17 protein-coding genes and 1 tRNA gene are annotated in these 20,514 nt (G+C 46.7%); 12 read left to right on the top strand and 6 right to left on the bottom strand.

Annotation, left to right across the window (positions count from 1 at the left end):
• The coding region (locus DWV53_RS09820) for a DNA alkylation repair protein (protein ID WP_147468768.1) at positions 1-382 on the top strand (382 nt) is incomplete at its 5' end.
• A 2-nt stretch (positions 383-384) separates the two neighbouring features.
• A complete protein-coding gene (locus DWV53_RS09815) occupies positions 385-825 on the top strand; it encodes a ribonuclease H (protein ID WP_118153257.1) in 441 nt (146 codons plus the stop codon).
• Between the two features lie 319 nt (positions 826-1,144).
• Here the strand turns inward: DWV53_RS09815 and DWV53_RS09810 are convergent.
• Positions 1,145-1,219 (bottom strand) — tRNA-Arg (locus DWV53_RS09810).
• A gap of 250 nt (positions 1,220-1,469) precedes the next feature.
• On the opposite strand from DWV53_RS09810, the gene DWV53_RS09805 reads away from it, so the two are divergent.
• The 5 genes from DWV53_RS09805 to DWV53_RS09785 all read left to right on the top strand — a co-directional run bounded on the left by DWV53_RS09805 (position 1,470) and on the right by DWV53_RS09785 (position 8,945).
• Complete coding sequence (locus tag DWV53_RS09805; protein WP_118153254.1) at positions 1,470-4,703, top strand: S41 family peptidase; 3,234 nt, start codon at positions 1,470-1,472, stop codon at positions 4,701-4,703.
• Positions 4,704-5,013: 310 nt separating this feature from the next.
• The gene (ftsY, locus tag DWV53_RS09800) at positions 5,014-5,967 is read left to right on the top strand and encodes a signal recognition particle-docking protein FtsY (RefSeq protein WP_117728375.1); all 954 of its coding nucleotides are present in this window, start codon (positions 5,014-5,016) and stop codon (positions 5,965-5,967) included.
• 3 nt (positions 5,968-5,970) lie between these two features.
• Positions 5,971-7,272, top strand: coding sequence for a 30S ribosomal protein S12 methylthiotransferase RimO (gene rimO, locus DWV53_RS09795; protein ID WP_118153251.1), 1,302 nt, complete (start codon positions 5,971-5,973; stop codon positions 7,270-7,272).
• Between the two features lie 57 nt (positions 7,273-7,329).
• Positions 7,330-7,620, top strand: coding sequence for an HU family DNA-binding protein (locus tag DWV53_RS09790; protein ID WP_006846479.1), 291 nt, complete (start codon positions 7,330-7,332; stop codon positions 7,618-7,620).
• Positions 7,617-8,945: an HU family DNA-binding protein gene (locus DWV53_RS09785; protein WP_118153248.1), complete on the top strand. Its 1,329-nt coding sequence runs from the start codon at positions 7,617-7,619 to the stop codon at positions 8,943-8,945. The genes DWV53_RS09790 and DWV53_RS09785 overlap by 4 nt, the downstream gene beginning before the upstream one ends.
• Positions 8,946-9,024: 79 nt before the next feature.
• Here the strand turns inward: DWV53_RS09785 and DWV53_RS09780 are convergent, their stop codons facing one another.
• The 3 genes from DWV53_RS09780 to radA all read right to left on the bottom strand — a co-directional run bounded on the left by DWV53_RS09780 (position 9,025) and on the right by radA (position 12,416).
• The gene (locus DWV53_RS09780; protein ID WP_118153245.1) at positions 9,025-10,149 is read right to left on the bottom strand and encodes a TlpA disulfide reductase family protein; all 1,125 of its coding nucleotides are present in this window, start codon (positions 10,147-10,149) and stop codon (positions 9,025-9,027) included.
• A 76-nt stretch (positions 10,150-10,225) separates the two neighbouring features.
• Complete coding sequence (gene queC / locus DWV53_RS09775; protein ID WP_118153242.1) at positions 10,226-10,879, bottom strand: 7-cyano-7-deazaguanine synthase QueC; 654 nt, start codon at positions 10,877-10,879, stop codon at positions 10,226-10,228.
• Positions 10,880-10,931: 52 nt separating this feature from the next.
• Positions 10,932-12,416 (bottom strand): DNA repair protein RadA, encoded by a 1,485-nt coding sequence (gene radA, locus DWV53_RS09770; RefSeq protein WP_118153239.1) that lies wholly within the window; start codon positions 12,414-12,416, stop codon positions 10,932-10,934.
• 324 nt (positions 12,417-12,740) lie between these two features.
• Here radA and DWV53_RS09765 point away from each other — a divergent pair, with 324 nt between their 5' ends.
• The 5 genes from DWV53_RS09765 to DWV53_RS09745 all read left to right on the top strand — a co-directional run bounded on the left by DWV53_RS09765 (position 12,741) and on the right by DWV53_RS09745 (position 18,890).
• On the top strand, positions 12,741-13,988 hold the full coding sequence (locus tag DWV53_RS09765) for a phosphoglycerate kinase (RefSeq protein ID WP_022121786.1): 1,248 nt from the start codon (positions 12,741-12,743) through the stop codon (positions 13,986-13,988).
• A 241-nt stretch (positions 13,989-14,229) separates the two neighbouring features.
• Positions 14,230-15,924, top strand: a complete 1,695-nt coding sequence (locus DWV53_RS09760; RefSeq protein WP_117693730.1) for a putative transporter — start codon at positions 14,230-14,232, stop codon at positions 15,922-15,924.
• A 223-nt stretch (positions 15,925-16,147) separates the two neighbouring features.
• Positions 16,148-17,176, top strand: coding sequence for an OadG family protein (locus DWV53_RS09755; RefSeq protein ID WP_118153236.1), 1,029 nt, complete (start codon positions 16,148-16,150; stop codon positions 17,174-17,176).
• 5 nt (positions 17,177-17,181) lie between these two features.
• Positions 17,182-17,649 (top strand): biotin/lipoyl-containing protein, encoded by a 468-nt coding sequence (locus DWV53_RS09750; RefSeq protein ID WP_118153233.1) that lies wholly within the window; start codon positions 17,182-17,184, stop codon positions 17,647-17,649.
• A gap of 92 nt (positions 17,650-17,741) precedes the next feature.
• Positions 17,742-18,890 (top strand): sodium ion-translocating decarboxylase subunit beta, encoded by a 1,149-nt coding sequence (locus DWV53_RS09745; RefSeq protein ID WP_022121790.1) that lies wholly within the window; start codon positions 17,742-17,744, stop codon positions 18,888-18,890.
• A 116-nt stretch (positions 18,891-19,006) separates the two neighbouring features.
• On the opposite strand, the gene DWV53_RS09740 is transcribed toward DWV53_RS09745, so the two are convergent.
• Together DWV53_RS09740 and rfbC are read right to left on the bottom strand one after the other, a co-directional pair.
• Positions 19,007-19,810: a DUF4738 domain-containing protein gene (locus tag DWV53_RS09740; RefSeq protein WP_118153230.1), complete on the bottom strand. Its 804-nt coding sequence runs from the start codon at positions 19,808-19,810 to the stop codon at positions 19,007-19,009.
• A 45-nt stretch (positions 19,811-19,855) separates the two neighbouring features.
• Positions 19,856-20,410 carry a dTDP-4-dehydrorhamnose 3,5-epimerase gene (gene rfbC / locus DWV53_RS09735; RefSeq protein ID WP_118153227.1) on the bottom strand — a complete coding sequence of 185 codons (555 nt, stop codon included), beginning with the start codon at positions 20,408-20,410 and terminating at the stop codon, positions 19,856-19,858.
• Between the last annotated feature and the right edge of the window lie 104 nt (positions 20,411-20,514).

Here is a 20,514-nt window from a genome sequence, read left to right as displayed (position 1 = left end):
TTGCGACATCATGTCTCCGAAGGTATTTACCAAACACAAGAAGGAACTGTTGGCAAAGATCAAGACTTGGAGTAAATCATCGCACGTTTATACTTGTCGCTTTGGAATAGGGGCGCTTATGTCTCATTACCTGGACAAAGACTTCAAGGCTGAATATCTTGAAATTCCTGCATCAGTAAGGAGCGAAGAGTATTACGTAAAGATGATGGTAGCCTGGTTCTTCGCCACCGCCCTTGCCAAGCAATGGGACCAGGCGATTCCCTACATCGAACAAAACCGCCTTGCTCCCTGGACGCACAACAAGACCATCCAGAAGGCCATCGAGAGCTACAGAATCACGCCCGAGCAGAAGGAATATCTGCGGACATTGAAGATAAAATAATTATGACACAAGATACATCTACATATTACGTTTGGATAGGTGGCTCATGTGATTATGGCCATAAAGAGAGAGCTGGTGGTGCTGCCGTTGTGATTGAGCATAACGGCAATATCATCAGCCGTGATGTAATCAGCGACTTGCACACCACAGAGTTCCGCATGATGCTAACCCTCATGGTGAAGGTAATGCAGGAAATACCGGAAGGTTCCGACATTCTCTTCCTGACCAATGCTGCCTATATTCAGAACTTTGACAAAACTCCAACATCAAAGTCGACCAATCCGGACTTGATCATTCAATGCATCAAGGTAAAGAAAAGGCACAATTCAGTCGGAGTCAAGATTGTGCAATACCACAAAAGCCCATTGCTGATAGAGACCCATGACATGGCTACGGCAGCAATGGCTAAGACAAGGAAGGAGTTTCATCAGAAAAACAAATAAATGTTTAGGGCCGTTTTCCGGTCATTAAGGTCACGGTCATTAAGGTCATTAAGGATTTTAACTTCTCTATTCTGATAACACATTAGCGCTTTTTGATAACACATTTGTAACACACATGGACGATTTCTCAATACATCAAATTCATAACATACTGATTAACAGCTATTTACAAAAAGAGTACATAAAAGAGGAATAAGTGATAAAATATATTTAAAAACAAAAAAGAACAACAGAGATAAGTACCTATGAATAAGTAACTTACTGCCATTGTTCTCTCACGCTATTTTTGTACAAATAAGTTTCATTTTGCCTATTATAGTGATTCCGTTGGGGTTCGAACCCAAGACCCACAGCTTAGAAGGCTGTTGCTCTAATCCAACTGAGCTACGGAACCAACACTTTTCAAATCGCAAAATTGTCTAACCAGCGCCATTGGGCAATCTATTAGCCATTTTCTTATTTGCGGCTGCAAAGGTACATATATTTTTTGAATACACCAAACTTTTTCTCACTTTTTTCTTTTTTTATGCTTAAATATCGCAAAAAATAACTACCTTTGCATCCGTTAGGAGCAAGAAATAGTATTCTGGCCCCGAAAGAGAAGAGATTTTTATAACGCATATTGAAACATAAAACATACGCAAATGAAAAAGTTAATCTTTTCAGTAGCCCTGCTCTCGGCAGCACTCTCTGCCAGCGCAGAAGACCATCCGCTCTGGATGCGCTACCCAGCCATCTCACCCGATGGCACAACCATCGCCTTCGCTTATAAAGGCGACCTCTACAGTGTTTCTGTCAACGGCGGTGAAGCACGACAGCTCACAACCCATGCAGCCTTCGATTCGCATCCTGTATGGAGCCCTGACAGCAAAAAAATTGCCTTCCAGTCTAACCGCGAAGGAAGTCTCGACATCTTCGTAATCGATGCAAAAGGCGGTGCTCCTACCCGACTCACCACCAACAGCGGCAGCGAAACACCTATCGCCTTTGCAGACAACGACCATGTGCTCTACTCTGCCAGTCTGCAGCCTACAGCCCAGAGCATCATCTTCAGCGACAACACATTCCCACAAGTATATAAGGTAAGCACCAAAGGCGGAAGACCGGAACTCTTCTCTACCCTCACCATGGAGGATATCAGCATCGCCAAGAACGGCGACATTCTCTACCACGACAAAAAGGGATACGAAGACCCTTGGCGCAAACACCAGAAATCACCTATCGCACGCGACATCTGGCTGAAGAGTAACGGAAAGTTTGCCAAGCAGACTACCTTTGCCGGCGAAGACCGCTCGCCAGTATGGACATCAGACGAGAAATCATTCTTCTATCTGAGCGAACAGGACGGCACATTCAATATCTACCGCCGCAGCCTCAACAGTTCAAGCGACAAGCAGATTACCCACCACAAAGGCAATCCGGTAAGATTCCTCACTGCATCCAGCGCCGACCTGCTCTGCTACGGATATGATGGCGAAATCTATACCGTGAAAGAAGGTGGAGAGCCTCAGAAGGTGAACATCTCCATTACAACAGATAACGATGCTCCAAGCCTCGTACGTCAGATTAAAAGCTGGGGAGCAACAGAGATTTCCGTTTCGCCAGACGCCAAGGAAGTGGCTTTCGTGATGCATGGCGACGTATACGTAACTTCTGTGGAATACACCACTACCAAGCGCATTACCGACACACCGCAGCAGGAGCGCGACCTGAGCTTCTCGCCAGACGGCAGAGCCCTGGTCTATGCAGCCGAGCGCAACGGCGTATGGCAGATTTACCAGTCTAAGATCAAGAACGAGAAAGAAAAGAACTTCACCTACGCTACCGATATCGAGGAAGAGCAGCTGGTGAAAACAGGCATTACATCGCAGTATCCTCAATACTCTCCTGACGGCAAGGAAGTGGCTTTCTTCGAAGACCGCGCTGCACTCCGCATCGTCAATCTGAAATCGAAGGAAATCCACACCGTGCTCGATGGCAAATACGTCTACTCTTACAGCGATGGAGACATCGCTTTCGAATGGTCACCAGACAGCAAATGGCTCCTTTCAACCTATATCGGCAACGGCGGCTGGAATAACCAGGATATTGCGCTGGTAAAGGCTGACGGCAAAGAGGTTCACAACCTGACCAATTCCGGCTACAGCGACGGCAACGGCAAATGGGTGCTCGACGGCAAGGCAATGCTCTTCCAGAGCGACAGAGCCGGCTACCGCAGTCATGGAAGCTGGGGAGCAGAAGACGATGCCTACATCATGTTCTTCGACCTGGATGCCTACAACCGCTTCAACATGAGCAAGGAAGAAATAGAACTGGCTGACGCCAACAAGGACGAAAAGGAGAAGAAGGAAGACGAGAAGAAGGAAGAGGCTAAAAAGAAGGCTGACGAAAAGCAGAAGAAGACCGGAAAGATAGAGGTGGAAAAAGTGAAGCCACTGGAGCTGGACATCGAAAACTGCCGCGACAGAATCGTACGCCTCACCGCAAACTCTTCGCACATGGGCGATGCTGTGCTCTCTAAAGACGGCGACAAGCTCTACTACCAGGCAGCCTTCGAGGATGATTACGACCTCTGGCAGCACGACCTGAAGGACGGCTCTACCAAGCTCGTGATGAAGGGCGTAGGCCAGGGCAACCTGCAGACCGACAAGGATGTGAAGAACCTCTTCATCTGCAACGGAAGCAGCATCAAGAAGGTGGATCTGAGCGGATTCAGCACCAAGGACATCAGCTTTGAGGCTAACTTCAACTATAAGCCAGCCGAGGAGCGCCAGTATCTCTTCGACCACGTATGGCGACAGGTGAAAGACAAGTTCTACGACCCTAAGATTCATGGTGTTGACTGGGAAGGTTACCGCAAGACCTATGAGAAGTTCCTGCCTTACATCAACAACAATTTCGACTTCCAGGAGATGTTGAGCGAAATGCTTGGCGAGCTGAACGCTTCGCATACAGGAGCCCGCTACTACGCTTCGAACAGCGCGCTTACCACCGCCAATCTGGGAGTATTCTTCGATCCTCAGTATCAGGGCGACGGCCTGAAGATTCAGGAGATTATCAAGCGCGGTCCTTTCGATGTGAAGAATACGGGCGTTACAGCCGGCAGCATCATCAAGAGCATCGACGGCGAGGAGATTAAAGCCGGAATGGACTACTTCCCATTGCTCGACGGAAAGGTTGGCAAGAATGTACGCCTCGGCATCAGAAACGCCAAGGGTAAGAAGATGGAGGTTACGGTGAAGGCTATCTCTCAGGGCAAACTCAACAACCTGCTCTACAAGCGATGGGTAGACCGCAACCGCGCTTTCGTTGACAGTATTTCGGGCGGACGCATCGCTTATGTTCACGTTAAGGCGATGGATTCGGAGAGTTTCCGCACCGTTTACAGCGAACTGCTGAGCGACAAGAACCGAAACAGAGACGCTGTAATCGTAGACGAGCGCCATAATGGTGGCGGCTGGTTGCACGATGATCTCTGCACCCTGCTCAACGGCAAGCAGTATCAGGAGTTTGTACCTCACGGTAAGGTAGTTGGCCGCGATCCATTCAACAAATGGGTGAAGCCATCTTGCGTCATGATCTGCGAGAACGATTACAGCAACGGTCACGGTTTCCCATGGGTTTACAAGGAACTCGGAATCGGTAAGCTGATCGGTGCTCCTGTAGCAGGAACCATGACAGCCGTATGGTGGGAAACGCTGATGGACAACACGCTGGTATTCGGTATTCCTCAGGTAGGCTGCCGCGACATGCGTGGCGTGTTCGGCGAGAACACCCAGCTGAACCCAGACATCGAGGTTTACAACAGTCCGGAAGATTTCATCAATGGCCATGATACCCAGCTCGAAAGAGCCGTAAAGGAAATGATGAAGAAATAAACAGAACGCCCTGCAAGGGTCCAGAAGCCAAACCACTTCTGTCCCTTTGCAGGGCGAATTGTTTTTGTATCTGACAACATTATTTATTAAACCTTATTAACCCACATTATCAGTAAAAAACCTTCTGTCATGACATAAAACCCTCTAAATCTTTACTTTTTTTCTTGAAAAGGGCGAAAAAGCAAGTGAAAAAGCCATAAAATAAAAAAAAATGAGTATCTTTGCAGAAGATAAGCTGCACTCGGCAATTTGAAAGCAAGCTTTCATTGCGCTCGTTTGCATTATCTTTGCAAAAAATATAAACAAGATTATGGGATTATTCGGATTATTCAGCAACAAAAAGAAAGAAACTCTCGATAAGGGACTTGAAAAAACCAAGGAGAGTGTGTTTGGCAAACTGGCGCGCGCCGTTGCCGGAAAGTCTACCGTCGATGATGATGTGCTCGACGATCTCGAAGAGGTACTCATTACTTCAGACGTAGGTGTAGAAACCACGGTCAAGATTATCCGCCGCATCGAAGAACGTGTGGCCCGCGATAAATATGTTTCAACCAGCGAGCTCAACCGCATTCTGCGCGAGGAAATCGCCATTCTCCTCTCCGAGAATCACAGCGATGACCTGGCAGACTGGGATCTCCCTGCCGACCATAAGCCTTACGTTATCCTCGTAGTAGGCGTAAACGGCGTGGGCAAGACAACCACCATCGGCAAACTGGCTTACCAGTTTAAGAAGGCTGGCAAGAAGGTTGTTCTGGGAGCTGCCGATACCTTCCGTGCCGCTGCCGTAGAGCAGATTTGCATCTGGGGCGAGCGCGTGGGTGTGCCTGTAGTGAAACAGCAGATGGGAAGCGACCCGGCAAGCGTGGCGTTCGACACCCTGCAGAGCGCCAAGGCAAACGGCGCCGACGTGGTGCTCATCGATACGGCAGGCCGACTGCACAACAAGGTGAACCTGATGAATGAGCTCAAGAAAATAAAGGAAGTGATGAAGAAGGTAATGCCTGAAGCACCAGACGAGGTAATGCTCGTGCTCGACGGAAGTACCGGACAGAATGCATTCGAGCAGGCTAAGCAGTTCTCTGCCGTTACCAACATCTCCTCGCTCGCCATCACCAAGCTCGACGGAACCGCTAAGGGCGGCGTTGTCATCGGCATCAGCGACCAGCTCAAAGTGCCTGTAAAATACATCGGACTGGGCGAAGGTATGGAAGATCTGCAGCTCTTCAACAAGACAGAATTCGTAGACTCGCTCTTTAAAAATTAGAAAATGAAGAAAAATCAGATAGATATTATTACCCTGGGCTGCTCGAAGAATCTCGTAGACAGCGAGTTGCTGATGAAGCAGTTTGAGGCAAACGGCTACCATTGCGTTCACGATTCCAAGCGCCCTCAGGGCGAGATAGCCGTCATCAATACGTGCGGATTCATTGAGGATGCAAAGCAGGAAAGCATCGACACCATCCTGGAGTTTATCCAGGCTAAAGAAGAAGGCCGACTCAGAAAGCTCTATGTAATGGGCTGCCTCTCGCAGCGCTACCAGAAGGAACTGGAAGAAGAAATGCCCGAAGTGGATAAGTTCTACGGCAAATTCAACTACAAGCAGCTTCTGCAGGAACTCGGCAAGGCGGAAGTTTCATCCTGCAACGGCCAGCGTCATCTCACCACTCCGCGCCATTATGCCTACATCAAGATAGCTGAGGGCTGCAACCGCCACTGTGCCTACTGCGCCATTCCTATCATCACCGGCAAGCACGTTTCCCGTCCGAAGGAAGAGATTCTGCAGGAGGTGCGCGAACTGGTAGCAGAAGGCGTGAAGGAGTTTCAGATTATCGCTCAGGAACTCACCTACTACGGCGTAGATATTGACGGCAAGCATCATATTACCGAACTCATCAGCGAGATGGCTGATATTCCGGGCGTGAAATGGATTCGCCTGCATTACGCTTATCCGAACCAGTTCCCAATGGATCTTCTGGACGTGATGCGCGAGAAGCCAAACGTATGCAAATATCTCGACATTGCCCTCCAGCACATCAGCGACCACATGCTCACCAGCATGCATCGCCACGTAACGAAGCAGGAAACCATCAATCTGCTGAAGGCCATCCGCGAACGCGTGCCAGGCATTCACATCCGCACTACGCTGATGGTTGGTTTCCCAGGCGAGACAGATGAGGATTTCCACGAGCTCCTCGACTTCGTACGCGAACAGAGATTTGAGCGCATGGGCGCCTTTGCCTACTCTGAGGAAGAAGGAACCTACAGCGCCACCCACTACGAAGACAACGTGCCTGCCGAGGTAAAGCAGCGCCGGCTGGACGAACTGATGATTCTGCAGCAAGACATCAGCTCTGAGGTTGAGGCTGATAAGGTGGGCAAAACCATGACCGTTATCATCGACCGCAAGGAAGGCGATTACTACATCGGACGAACAGAGTTCTGCTCTCCGGAAGTAGACCCTGAGGTTCTGATCCGTGCCGATGAGAAGCGTCTGCGCGTGGGTTGTTTCTATCAGGTAGAAATTACTGCAAGCGAGGAATTTGACCTCTATGGCAAGGTGGTGAAATAATCATTCTCTCCCCCATAGCCTGGAGTTTTAGAAATTTTGACTACATATTAAATAAATATGAACAATAAGGAATACATCGCTGAACTGGCTCAGCAAACCGGCTATTCGCAGGAAGACACCCAGAAGTTGGTGCGCAAGGCGATAGACGCTATGATTGCCGAGTTTGAGGATGGAGAAGCTGTCTCTATCCCCAATTTTGGCACCTTCGAAGTGAAGAAGCGCATGGAGCGAGTGGTGGTTAATCCTACTACCAAGAAGCGCCAGCTGGTGCCGCCTAAGTTGGTGTTGGGTTTCCGACCGGTTGCTTCGGTCAAGGAAAAACTAAAGAATGGAGGGGATGAGCAATGAGCAAATTCAGTTTAAATACACTCGGAAAACTGCTTGCAGATAAGAGCGGGCTGAGCCAGGTGGAAGCAGAACTCTTCATCCGGAAGATGTTTGATGTGTGCAACCAGGGACTCGATGCCGACAAGCAGGTGAAGATAAAATGGCTGGGCACCTTTAAGGTACAGGCCACGAAAGACCGTGAAAGCATCAATGTGAACACGGGCGAGCGCTTCACCATTGAAGGCAGAGACAAACTCACCTTCACGCCTGACAACATCCTGAAAGAAATCGTGAACAAGCCATTCGCCCAATTTGAAACGGTGGTGGTAAATGACGGCGTAGATTTCGATGAAATAGATGAAAAGTTTGGAGAAGAACAGACAGAAGATGCTCCTGAACAAGTAATCGATTTTCTGGACGAAGAAAAAACTGCAACTCCAAATCCGGAGGTTGTCGTAATCGAATCTGAAAAGGAAAAAGAAGACGAACTGGCAAAGCAAATTGCTATTGAACAAGCTAAACTGGAAAGATTAAAACAAGCCCAACTGGAGCAGGAAAGAATACAGAAAGAAAAGCAAGAGCAGGAAAGACTGGAGCAGGAAAGACTGGAGCAAGAGAAGCTTGAATTAGCCCAGCAACAGCAAGCCCTGAAAGCAGTTGTTGAACCAGCAGTACCTGCATCAGATGAATCTGAAGAAGAAGAGGAGGAAGAAGAAGAATCTTCCAATTCTCATCATATTGTTATTCCTCGCTATCTGGTCGTTGCAGTCTGTCTCATCGTAGTAGCTTTGATTGGCGGAATGGGATGGTTTGCCTTCAACTATGGTCAGATGACTGCCCAGCGCGATCATCTAGCCATGCAGCTAAACCAGTATCATCAGGCTCCAGCCAAGAAAGTCCCAGCCAAACCAGCTGCCGCCCCACTCTCTCAGGAACAGAAACTCCGCCAGAAAGCGATGGAAGACAGCATCCGTATGGCTAAAACTGCAGAAGCAGTAAAACTGGCTGAAAATTCGGATGAGGAAAGTGCTAACGCAGAAAAGGCTAAGCAGGCTGAAGCAAAGGCTAAGGCAGAAGCTAAAGATAAAGCCGAAGAAAAGGCTGCTTCGAAAATAGCATCATCCCAGTATGATAAGGACGCTCGCGTACGCACGGGAGCTTACCGAATCATAGGAGTTGCCCAGACCGTTACGGTTGGCGCCGGTCAGACCCTCGAACAGCTTAGTACCCGCTATTTAGGTTCCGGCATGGAATGCTACGTAGAAGCCCTGAATGGTACAAGCACCGTAAAAGCCGGACAGAAAATCAAGATTCCGAAACTGGAATTGAAAAAGAAAAAGAAGTAAAGTACTGAACAAACAAAAATCGCCCTGTAAGAGCAAATATAATTTTGCACTTACAGGGCGACATTGTTTTATGTTAACATTACTTGCCCAACACTTCATCAAGCAAAGTGTAGAAAGCAGGATCCTCGCCAACAATAGTCTTGATAATCTTACCGTTAGCATCAATCACAATCTTTGTAGGGAAACCCTGAACAGCGTAATCGCTGAGAACCTTGCTGTCCTTAGAATTGTAAACATGAATCCATGGCAACTGGTGCTTCTCAACAGCAGCCTTCCACTTAGCCTCTGTATCATTACAATCTACACCAAGAATTTCAAACTTACCCTTGTACTTCTCGTAATACTCCTTCATCTTAGGCATTCCCTTGATGCACCATCCGCACCATGAACCCCAGAAATCGAGTACGACAATCTTGCCGCGAAGGCTGGAAAGCTTAAAATCATTTCCCTTAATATCCTTCAGCGTAAAGTCAGGAGCCTCAACACCGGCAGCCTGCACCTTCTTAGCCTTCTCCTCAGCCTCAGCACGCTTCTTAGCCATATCAATCATTGGCTGGTAGAAAGCCTTCATTCTGCCGTTCTTCACATTCTCAGAGAGCAAGCCCAGCAGTTTCTCCATCTTGCTGACATCATCAAACTGCTCGAAGATAGTAGCACAAGCCTCATAATCAGGATGCTGTTTTACGAAATCGAAAATCTTATCGTCCTTTGCCTTTTGCAGGGCAGGAGCCTTCTGCTCATATTCAGCCATGACGGTCTGCTGGGTCTCACCATTCTTGATTCTCTGGTTCAGGGAAGCTTCGTAATCTCTCAACTCCTTATTAGCATTCTCCAGCAGAACATCTACTTCATGATACTGCTGATAGAACTTAGAACCCGAAATATCGAAGCGGGTCTTTGCATCGCCCTTAACTTCAGCCTTCTCGCCAGGAACACAAGGCAGGTTGAACATAAACTGACCTGCACCACGATAAGTTTCAGGTGAGAGGAAAACGTATCCGGCAGCCTTATCAAGGTTTGCAGAATAGGTAAACTTGCCATTCTTCACCAAAACCGTATCCATCTTAACATTTCTGCCCTTGTAAACAAGTACAGAATCGGAATTGAAATTCTTCAAATCCACCTTCAACTGGAAGTTGCTCTTCTGAGCCATCGCAACGGTTGATGCAAGCATCAGAGCCGCAGATAAAATCGCTGTTTTCATTTTTCTTTTATTATATTTATTCTGATTACACCTTATTATATATAGGGAACGAAGAACGCCTGATTCATCTTCATCCTTATTCTTCATACTCAGTAGTATCCTCAATACCCGCCTCGGCCAAAGCCTCCTTGCGCTCAACGCAGGTTCCGCATTTGCCACAATGCGTCTCTCCGCCCTTATAGCAGCTCCAGGTTTCAGCATAGTCAATGCCCAACTTCTTACCTATCTCAGCAATCTGCCCTTTGGTAATATTCGTATAAGGAGCCACCACACGCACATCAACGAACGTTCCTGCTTCAGCAGCCTCATCTATCGCCTTGATAAACTCCGGACGGCAGTCTGGGTAAATCGTATGATCGCCACCATGGTTCGCAATGAAAACTTTCTTCAGATTATTACTCTCAGCAATGCCGATGGCAATGCTCAGCATGATTCCATTACGGAAAGGAACCACCGTACTCTTCATATTATCAGCAGCATAATGACCTTCAGGAATCGCATCGGCACCTTCAAGAAGAGAACTTTTGAAATACTGATGCATGAAACCCAAATCAATCGTAATATGCTTGATTCCCAAACGCTCACAATGCATCTTGGCGAAAGGAATTTCACGCTCGTTATGATTACTTCCATAGTTAAAACTAATGCCGAGTGCAATCTCGTCTTTCTTATCGTAGAGCAGCGTGATGCTATCCATGCCGCCACTCACAATGATTACTGAATCCTTCATTTTACTTTGAATTTTGAATTTTGAACTTTGAACTGTATGATTACTTTTTACTTCATCCGAACAAACAGCGGAATGCTTCTTCCACCTTCCTTACGGGATGAATTTCTATCTTATATTTCTTATGGTCGAAACCATGATTGTTGTATTTCGGAATGATGATGTGCTGGAATCCGAGTTTTTCCGCCTCAGCAATACGCTGCTCGATACGGCTCACCGGACGGACTTCACCGCTCAGACCTACCTCGCCCGCCATACACCAGCCTTGCTCGATAGGCGTGTCAACATTGCTGCTCAATACGGCTGCCAACACACTCAAGTCCATGGCAGGATCGGTTACTCTCAATCCTCCGGCAATATTAAGAAACACGTCCTTCTGCATCAGCTTGAACCCCACACGTTTCTCCAGAACCGCCAGGAGCATGTTCAAACGGCGCTGGTCAAAACCAGTTGCCGAACGTTGCGGAGTTCCATAGGCAGCTGTTGAAACCAAAGCCTGCGTCTCTACCAGGAACGGACGGACACCCTCGATGGCTGCGCTGATGGCAACACCCGAAAGCCCGTCATGATCTTCAGTAAGCAGCAACTCTGAAGGATTGCTCACCTGTCGGAGTCCGCCTTGCATCATCTCGTAGATTCCCAACTCAGAAGTACTTCCGAATCGGTTTTTGATGCTTCTCAAGATGCGGTACATGTAATGCTGGTCGCCCTCAAACTGAATCACCGTATCAACGATGTGCTCTAGAATCTTTGGTCCGGCAAGCGTTCCCTCCTTATTAATATGACCTATCAGAATGACCGGAATGCCACTCGTCTTGGCAAAACGGAGCAGGGAGGCTGCACACTCGCGAACTTGGGAAACAGAACCTGGCGAACTGTCAACCTCTTCTGTAGAGATAGTTTGGATAGAATCTATAACTATCAACTGAGGAGCCACTTCCTGAATATGGCTGAAGATTTTCTCCAACTGCGTTTCACAGAGAACCGTAATATGATCAAAGGCTCCTTCTGATGAAAGAGAAGCCGTTTTCAGAGTGTCCGCAGAAGAGCCATCTCTGAGCATCGCCTGTCCTTTAGCCAACCGGTCGGCACGGAGTTTAATCTGATGGGCACTTTCCTCTCCGCTCACATACAGGATGCGGCGGTCAGTCATGTTCAGAATAGTCTGCAAGGTGAGCGTACTCTTACCGATTCCCGGTTCACCGCCCAGGAGCGTAATGCTGCCAGGGACCATTCCGCCACCCAGCACACGGTTCAGCTCCTCGTCCCTCATATCGATGCGCGGTTCATCAATCGCAGAAATATCGCGAAGTTTCATCGGCGCAGCGTCATGCTCGCTGTGCTGCCCACCAAACATCGTGGCAACCCCACCATGACGCATGGTCATTCCGGCATTCTTCGCAGCCTGCGATCCGGAATCAGCAGCAATACGAATTTCCTTAAATGTATTCCATTGTCCGCAGCTAGGACATTTGCCCATCCATTTGGCACTTTCCTGTCCGCAATTGCTGCACACAAAAGCAATCTTATCTTTTGCCATTTTATCTCATTTATATGTAATAACGTTTTAACTGCGCACAAAGGTACTATTTATTATCGAAAAATCCAAAAAAAAAGTAATTTGTTAAGAATATATTTCATTTCTCTCCATTTTGTTTAACAAATCAAGCAGAAGGAAGCGCAAAATACGAATTTTGCAAACCCGATATAGCAAACAGACGATTTCATCTACTAAAAATCATAAAAACCGCTACGATATTTTGCTGATTCAAATATAATTTGTATCTTTGCCTTCGGTTTTTGAAACCAGCAGAAAGGTTTAGAACAATAAATTAGTACATAAACTAAATAAAATTTAGGTAAAATGAAAATTGAAGATTTTAACTTTGCCGGTCACAAGGCAATCGTGCGCGTTGACTTCAACGTGCCATTGGATGAAAATGGTAATGTAACAGACGACACTCGTATCCGCGGTGCCCTTCCTACATTGAAGAAGGTACTTGCAGACGGCGGTGCGCTCATCATGATGAGCCACATGGGTAAGCCAAAGGGCAAGGTTAAACCAGAGCTTTCTCTCTCTCAGATTGTTAAGAACGTATCAGACGCTCTCGGCGTAGACGTTAAGTTCGCTAAGGACTGCGGTAACGCTGATGCAGAAGCAGCTGCCTTGAAGCCAGGTGAGGCTCTCTTGCTCGAGAACCTCCGCTTCTATCCAGAAGAGGAAGGCAAGCCAGTTGGCGTTGAGAAGGGTACTCCAGAATTCGATGCTGCTAAGGCTGAGATGAAGGAGCGCCAGAAGAAGTTCGCTGCTAAGTTAGCTTCTTACGCTGACGTATATGTAATGGACGCATTCGGTACAGCTCACCGCAAGCACGCTTCTACAGCTGTCATCGCTGATTCTTTCGACAAAGATCACAAGATGCTCGGTTTCTTGATGGAGAAGGAAGTTAAGGCTGTTGACGCAGTTCTCGGCAACATCAAGCGCCCATTCACAGCTATCATGGGTGGTTCTAAGGTTTCTACTAAGATCGGTATCATCGAGAACCTGTTGACTAAGGTTGACAACTTGATTCTCTGCGGTGGTATGACTTATACATTCTCTAAGGCTCTCGGTGGCAAGATTGGTATGTCTATCTGCGAGGATGACAAGCTCGACGTTGCTCTCGACGTAATCAAGAAGGCTAAGGAGAACGGTGTAAACCTCGTACTCGGCACAGACTCTATCTGCGGTGACGACTTCAAGAACGACTGCAACACTCAGGTTTGCCCATCTAACAACATTCCTGACGGTTGGGAGGGTATGGACGCAGGTCCTGAGACTCGCAAGGCTTTCGCAGCTGCCATCAAGGGTGCCAAGACTATCCTCTGGAACGGTCCTGCAGGCGTATTCGAGTTCGACAACTTCGCTGGTGGTTCTAAGGCTATCGCTGACGCAATCGCTGAGGCTACTAAGGAAGGTGCATTCTCACTCATCGGTGGTGGTGACTCTGTAGCTTGTATCAACAAGTTCGGTTTGGCTGATCAGGTATCTTACATCTCTACAGGTGGTGGTGCACTCCTCGAGGCTATCGAGGGTAAGGTATTGCCAGGTGTAGCAGCTATCGAGAAGTAATCTCATGTCAAAAAGAAAGCCATTTGCAAAAAGGGCTTGATTTTTTACAAGAAAAAATAGGTTGGAGGGCATCCTATGTGATGTCCTCCAATTTTCAGTTTTAATTGAATCCCTAATAATCTACAGATTCTCTCTATAAACAGAACTGTATCTTTCATTTAAAACAAGCAACAGAAAACATAAATTCTAAAATAATTTGGTAAACTACAGGAATATAATTTTCTGATTTTAAAACGAATACATGGATTGGATTGTTAATCTCTTCACCAATACCGAGTCGGTGGCTCACATCGCCCTACTCTACGCTATCGTGATAGCTATTGGTGTTTACCTCGGAAAGATAAAGATTGGCGGCATTTCATTAGGTGTCACCTTCGTTCTCTTCGCAGGTATTTTGGCTGGCCACGTTGGCTTCACCGGTCCAAAGGAAATTCTCACATTCGTGCAAGACTTCGGCTTGATCCTCTTCGTCTTCATGATTGGTCTCCAGGTAGGACCTGGCTTCTTCGAGAGTTTCAAGAAAGGTGGTGTTACGCTCAACATGCTTTCGGCTAGCGCTATTCTGCTCAACATCCTCGTGATGTTTGGTTGCTATTATCTCTTCTTTGATACGAGCAACCCTAACAACCTGCCTATGATGGTAGGTACTCTCTATGGTGCGGTTACCAATACTCCGGGTCTTGGTGCTGCCAACGAGGCTTTGCTCAGCGTCTTCCCTAATGGTGCTCCAAGTATTGCCAATGGTTATGCTTGTGCTTATCCTCTTGGTGTAGTGGGCATTATTGGTGCTACTATCCTTATCAAGTACATCTGTAAGATTAATACTGCTGATGAGGAAGAACAGCTTAACGAAGAAGATGCTGCCAACCCACACGCTAAGGCCCACAACATGCACTTGCGCGTGGAGAATGCCTATATTACAGGCAGAACGCTGAGAGAAGTTTCTGAGTTTTTGAATCGTGACATTGTATGTTCACGACTGCTCCACAATGGCGAGGTGAGCATTCCTAACAGCAAGACTAAGTTTGAGGTTGGAGACGAATTGCTCGTTGTATGTGCAGAGGCTGATGCAGAAGCCATCAAGGCTTTTATCGGACCAGAGGTTGAAGCTGAATGGGACCGCGAGAAGGATGAAGTACAGCATTTTGTTTCTCGCCGTATCATCGTTACCCGTCCGGAAATGAACGGTAAGACCTTGGGAAAGATGCACTTCTCCAGCGTATACGGTGTAAACGTAACCCGTATTTCCCGTCAGGGAATGGACATCTTTGCAGGCAGAAACCACCACTTCCACGTAGGTGATAAGATTCTGGTTGTAGGTCCTGAAGAGAATGTGAACCGTGTGGCTGAAATCATGGGTAACTCTGTAAAGCGCCTCGATGCGCCTAACATTGCCACTATCTTCGTAGGCATTATGGTAGGTATTATCTTCGGTTCTCTCCCATTTGCCATTCCGGGAATGCCGGTGCCTTTGAAGTTGGGTATTGCCGGAGGTCCGCTTATCATCGCCATCCTCATCGGCCGTTTCGGCTATCGCATGAAGCTGGTAACTTATACGACGACTTCGGCTAATATGATGCTGCGAGAAATAGGACTTGTACTCTTCCTGGCGAGTGTGGGAATCAAGGCTGGTGCCGGATTCTGGGACACAGTAGTACAGGGTGACGGTTTGAAATATGTGGGATGTGGTTTTCTCATCACCGTTATTCCTATCCTCATCATCGGTACAATTGCCCGCCTGAAGTTTAAATTCAACTACTTCACCATCATGGGTATGCTCGCCGGTACTTACACAGACCCTCCTGCATTGGCTTATGCAAATGCTTCTTGCTCTAAAGAGGCTCCAGCTGTAGGATACTCTACGGTTTATCCATTAAGCATGTTCCTCCGTATCTTTACAGCCCAGATAGTGGTGCTGTTCTTCTGCGGAGCGTAAGACTTACAAAAGTTAACAAAACAACTGAAAATAGTTATAAATTATAAAAGAGGTGCACAAAGACAAAAATTTGTGCACCTTTTTTGTTGTCTTTTCAGAAATTCTTCGTACCTTTGAGCACAAGAAACAAACCTAATGAATCTTCTAGGAACAGCTATCGTTCCTATATGATGCAGATTTTTTCGAAATATGAAACAATAACCCTATAAACGTTAGTAAGCGTATGAAGAAATTGGGATTTCTGATAACCATGCTAGTCATCACGTCCTTGCCCGCTTGGAGTCAAGGAGCCAAAAGTATCCGTATTACGGAGGTGATGACCGACAACCGTACCAATCTTGTAGATGAGTACGGGCAGCACAAACCATGGGTGGAATTGAGCAATTCCTCCTTTACCACGTATAATGTACGCGGTATGTTCCTAACCACCGACCGAAGGGTTCTCGACAAGAAAATGTCGCCTGAAGCTCGCCGACAGCTGATGTGTCCATTGCCTAACAATGAACCACGAACCACACTGGGAGGCAAGAAGAGCATCGTTATCTTCGACAGCAGTTCCTGGTACCAGGATGGCAGGAACGGACAACATTGGAAGGCAAAGAATTCTTCCAACTCGGGACCTTTTCATCTCAATCTTATTCTACAGGAAAAGATGCCCAACTGGATAGCACTCTATGACGGAAATGCCGTTGACCTGATAGACTCCGTAAGCGTGCCAGTGTTGGCTGCTGATGAGAGTTTTGAACTGAGTAAGGACTTCAAGACATGGGAGAAAGCCATTGCCGGATCAGTAACTCCAGGCTATCTGCCTCAAAAAACAGGTTTGAGTAAAGCCCAGCAATTGAAGAAAAGCGACCCATACGGAATAGGAATCGCCGTACTTTCAATGGGAATCGTATTTGCCTGCCTTGCTCTCCTCTTCATCGTGTTCTGGGTTTTCGGAGCCTACATGAAACATAAACAGCGCATCGCCCGTGCTACTGAGAAGCACGCCACCTTATTATATAAGACAGGAAAGAAGACCATCAAGGTTACTCAAGACCTCAGTCATAAGACCAACGTGATTCTGAAAGATGGTTTAGAAACCAAGGGTATTGATAAGGAGATTTACATAGCAGTCATCTCCCTTGCACTACAGGAATATCTGGAAGATGTTCATGATGTAGAATCCGGCATTATCACCATCAAGCCAAAACAGACCAGATGGAATGCTCCGAAATTCAACAACAACAATAACAACGTTAAAATATAGAAACTATGGCAAAGTACGAATATAAGGTTAAAGGCGTAGATTACGTCGTTGAAATACAGGATATTGAAGGCAATATCGCCAATGTAACCGTGAATGGAATTCCATTCGAAGTGGAAATGAAACAGCCGGTTAAGAGCAGTAAGCAGAAAGTTAAGTTAAGTGAAGAGAGAATTGTGAAGAGTGAAGAATTCAACTGTTCTTCTGCTGCAACAAACGCAAGTTCCGCAACAACCACCAAACCAGCGGCAGCCGCTGCCTCTGGCAAGCCTGTGGTAGCCCCTCTGCCTGGCACTATCAACGAAATCAAGGTGAAAGTAGGTGACAAGGTGAACACAGGCGATACTGTTGTCGTTCTCGAAGCCATGAAGATGCAGAACAACATCGATGCAGAAACTTCAGGAACCATTACCAGCATCAACGTGAACAAGGGAGACGCAGTAATGGAAGGAGACACGCTTGTTACGATCGCGTAATAAGCTGTTTAGACAAAAGCTAATGATTACTCTTCCAATCAAAAGACTAATCATAAAGTTCAATGTTCAACTTTCAAAGTTCAAAGTAAATTATGGATTTCATCATACAAAACTTCAATGAGTTTCTTACCTTTACGGGCTTTGCCAACGCCTCGGCAGGAAACCTCATCATGATTCTGGTGGGAGCACTCTTTATCTGGCTCGCCATCAAGAAAGATTTTGAGCCGCTGCTCCTGGTTCCTATCGGATTGGGAATCATTCTTGGCAACATTCCATTCCGTGCCGATGCAGGACTCGAAATAGGTTTATACGAAGACAACTCCGTTCTGAACATCTTCTACCAGGGAGTGAAACAGGGCTGGTACCCGCCACTCGTATTTCTGGGCATTGGAGCCATGACCGACTTCTCGGCGCTCATTTCCAATCCGAAACTCATCCTGATAGGAGCCGCAGCCCAATTTGGAATCTTCGGCGCCTACATGATTGCCCTGGCTCTTGGGTTTGAACCTAACCAGGCAGCAGGCATTGCCATTATCGGAGGTGCAGACGGACCAACCGCCATCTTCCTGAGCAGCAAACTGAGTCCGAACCTCATGGGAGCCATTGCGGTTTGTGCCTACTCTTACATGGCACTGGTGCCTGTGATTCAGCCACCTTTGATGCGCCTGCTTACAACCAAGAAAGAGCGCGTCATCAAGATGAAACCGGCACGTCAGGTTTCACAGACCGAAAAGATTCTCTTCCCTATCATCGGTCTACTTCTCACCACTTTCATCGTTCCGTCCGGTTTGCCATTGCTAGGAATGCTGTTCTTCGGAAATCTTCTGAAAGAGAGTGGAAAGACAACCCGACTTGCCAAGACAGCAAGCAGCAGCTTGAATGATATTGTCGTCATCCTCCTCGGTCTGACCGTAGGCTGTTCTACCCAGGCATCAGAGTTTTTGACATTGAATACCATCAAGATCTTTGCTCTCGGTGCTCTTGCTTTCATCATCGCATCGGCAAGCGGAATCTTATTCGTCAAGCTGATGAATCTCTTCTTGCCAAAAGGCAAGAAACTAAACCCACTTATCGGAAACGCAGGAGTGAGTGCCGTACCAATGAGTGCACGCATCTCCAACAACCTGGGTCTGGAATACGACCGCCACAACTTCCTTCTCATGCACGCCATGGGACCAAACGTTGCGGGAGTCATTGGTTCTGCCGTTGCAGCCGGAGCTTTGCTGGGATTCTTCAATTAAAAATTGAGCCATCAAGCTACTCCTCCAAGATAAGCACATAAAAAGAATCGCCCTGAAAGGACAAAAGCATCTTACATCCAATGCTTTCCCTTTCAGGGCGACTTTTTTATTCTATTTTAGCTCTTAACCCGCATGCTCATTTTTCCTTCAAAGGAAATGATAACCTCAACCTGATAACTCAAACTGCTGTCAGGCATTGCCAGCACAGCGAGATAATGAATACCAGACTCATCTATCTTATTGAATACGATGTCGCTCAATATAGCCTGATTCAAGAACGAAGCAGGAACCTGCTTATCGAAATCCTTCTTATAGAAATCACGAGAGAACAGACGGTTGGCACCATGATAAACATGCAAGTTCACAATATTATCGTAATAAACATTGTCTACCTCAACACCATCATCATTATAAGAACTCTTGTAAACCTTATAACTTGTGGGATTAACCTGTACGTAGAGATGATATTTCTCTTCTCCCCTTACAACCACAGTGTCACGTTTAATCAGCGTATTCTGATTCAGCGCCACGGAAGCATGATTATGGGTGAACTGCTGCAAATACGACTTATCTTCCGTCTTCACCAGCTTCACCACATCCCCATTCTGCACCTTAAACTGGAAAATATGCTCAGCCTGTTTTACGATCGGATATTTTGCAATATTAGCACCCTTCATTACAAGCGTATCGCCAGCAATGTAGAAGTAGACAGGCTGACTGGTAGAATCAGGATAATAAATCGTGTCGCCCTTAACGCGGAACGCCACATCATCCTCATCGTCATCGTTCAGCCAAATGCCTTGCAACATTTTCTTAGCCGCAGTATCTTCCTTCACTTCCTGTTGCTTTTCGGCCTTCTGCCCACAAGCAACAAAAGCCAAGATACAGCCGAGCAGCCATAAATTACCTATCTTTTTCATGATGAGTTCTTTAAACAAATTAATCGGTAAAAGCTGATGCCAATTCTACTCGAAATAATCAGCCTCTTCGAAAGACTCTGCCTTGGTTCTGTCTTTTTCTGACGTAAGCACCTCAACTCCTTCAATAGGCCATTCTATCCCGATGGTAGGATCATCCCAATGAATGCTGGCTTCATGTTCAGGAGCATAAACGTTGTCAACCTTATAAGTAAAGATTGCTTCATCGCTCAGTACCAGAAAACCATGGGCAAAACCGCGAGGAATGAAAAACTGACGCTTGTTCTCTCCACTCAATTCTACCATTACATATTTACCGAAAGTCTTGCTGCCCTTTCGCAAGTCAACAGCAACATCCAGCACGCAGCCCTTGATGACACGCACCAACTTAGCCTGCGAGAATTCACCTTTCTGATAATGCAAACCTCTGAGCACACCACGAGCCGACATCGATTCATTGTCTTGCACAAACTCCACATGCCCTCCAACGTGAGCATCAAAGTCAGCCTGCTTCCATGCTTCAAAAAAATAGCCGCGAGCATCTTCAAATACCCGAGGTTCTATCAGCCAGACTCCTTCAATTTCTGTCTCTGTATATTTCATTGATTTATACCTTATTTATTTTAGGCACAAAGGTAATACTTTTTCCCGAAACGACAAAACAAATTAGACTTTTTATGATTTCATCGAAAAATTTCTCTATTTTC

This window comes from Segatella copri (assembly GCF_003465495.1).
Classification (GTDB): Bacteria; Bacteroidota; Bacteroidia; order Bacteroidales; family Bacteroidaceae; genus Prevotella; species Prevotella copri_G.
The sequence above is the reverse complement of the archived record's forward strand: the minus strand, read 5'-3'. Positions and strand labels throughout refer to the sequence as shown.

What these genes read in the sequence shown, in the direction of transcription:
- DWV53_RS09815 (WP_118153257.1), top strand. Translation starts at nt 385, where the DNA reads ATGACACAAGATACATCTACATATTACGTTTGGATAGGTGGCTCATGT.
- DWV53_RS09805 (WP_118153254.1), top strand. Translation starts at nt 1,470, where the DNA reads ATGAAAAAGTTAATCTTTTCAGTAGCCCTGCTCTCGGCAGCACTCTCT.
- ftsY (WP_117728375.1), top strand. Translation starts at nt 5,014, where the DNA reads ATGGGATTATTCGGATTATTCAGCAACAAAAAGAAAGAAACTCTCGAT.
- rimO (WP_118153251.1), top strand. Translation starts at nt 5,971, where the DNA reads ATGAAGAAAAATCAGATAGATATTATTACCCTGGGCTGCTCGAAGAAT.
- DWV53_RS09790 (WP_006846479.1), top strand. Translation starts at nt 7,330, where the DNA reads ATGAACAATAAGGAATACATCGCTGAACTGGCTCAGCAAACCGGCTAT.
- DWV53_RS09785 (WP_118153248.1), top strand. Translation starts at nt 7,617, where the DNA reads ATGAGCAAATTCAGTTTAAATACACTCGGAAAACTGCTTGCAGATAAG.
- DWV53_RS09780 (WP_118153245.1), bottom strand. Translation starts at nt 10,149, where the DNA reads ATGAAAACAGCGATTTTATCTGCGGCTCTGATGCTTGCATCAACCGTT.
- queC (WP_118153242.1), bottom strand. Translation starts at nt 10,879, where the DNA reads ATGAAGGATTCAGTAATCATTGTGAGTGGCGGCATGGATAGCATCACG.
- radA (WP_118153239.1), bottom strand. Translation starts at nt 12,416, where the DNA reads ATGGCAAAAGATAAGATTGCTTTTGTGTGCAGCAATTGCGGACAGGAA.
- DWV53_RS09765 (WP_022121786.1), top strand. Translation starts at nt 12,741, where the DNA reads ATGAAAATTGAAGATTTTAACTTTGCCGGTCACAAGGCAATCGTGCGC.
- DWV53_RS09760 (WP_117693730.1), top strand. Translation starts at nt 14,230, where the DNA reads ATGGATTGGATTGTTAATCTCTTCACCAATACCGAGTCGGTGGCTCAC.
- DWV53_RS09755 (WP_118153236.1), top strand. Translation starts at nt 16,148, where the DNA reads ATGAAGAAATTGGGATTTCTGATAACCATGCTAGTCATCACGTCCTTG.
- DWV53_RS09750 (WP_118153233.1), top strand. Translation starts at nt 17,182, where the DNA reads ATGGCAAAGTACGAATATAAGGTTAAAGGCGTAGATTACGTCGTTGAA.
- DWV53_RS09745 (WP_022121790.1), top strand. Translation starts at nt 17,742, where the DNA reads ATGGATTTCATCATACAAAACTTCAATGAGTTTCTTACCTTTACGGGC.
- DWV53_RS09740 (WP_118153230.1), bottom strand. Translation starts at nt 19,810, where the DNA reads ATGAAAAAGATAGGTAATTTATGGCTGCTCGGCTGTATCTTGGCTTTT.
- rfbC (WP_118153227.1), bottom strand. Translation starts at nt 20,410, where the DNA reads ATGAAATATACAGAGACAGAAATTGAAGGAGTCTGGCTGATAGAACCT.